Origin of the sequence: Ensifer sp. ENS10 (genome assembly GCF_014852025.1) — a bacterium.
In the GTDB taxonomy this organism is placed as follows: Bacteria; Pseudomonadota; Alphaproteobacteria; order Rhizobiales; family Rhizobiaceae; genus Ensifer.
In genome coordinates this window covers 1-357 of record NZ_JACVAS010000050.1, presented here as the reverse complement: position 1 = coordinate 357, position 357 = coordinate 1, and the positions used below count along the sequence as shown (strand labels likewise).

Annotated in this window: 1 protein-coding gene; it reads left to right on the top strand. The window is 64.1% G+C overall.

Features of this window, described 5'->3' with window-relative positions:
• Window positions 1–357: isochorismatase family protein (locus tag IB265_RS36325; RefSeq protein ID WP_192496236.1), on the top strand; the 357-nt coding region annotated here is incomplete at both ends.

The following is a 357-nucleotide window of genomic DNA, read 5'->3' as shown; positions in this document are numbered from 1 at the left end:
GTCCTTCTCCGGCCACACCTATCCCGAACTGCTCGCCGTCTTCCCGGAAAACGACATTCTCGAACGCACCTCGATGAACTCCTGGGACGATCAGAACGTCCGCGACGCGCTCGCCAGGAATGCCGCCAACGGCCGCAAGAAAATCGTCGTCTCCGGGCTGTGGACCGAAGTCTGCAACACCACCTTCGCGCTCTCCGCTCTCCATGACGTCCCGGACTACGAGATCTACATGGTCGCCGACGCCTCCGGCGGCACCTCGGCCGATGCGCACAAATACGCCATGGACCGCATGGTCCAGGCCGGCGTCATCCCGGTGACCTGGCAGCAGGTCCTGCTCGAATGGCAGCGCGACTGGGC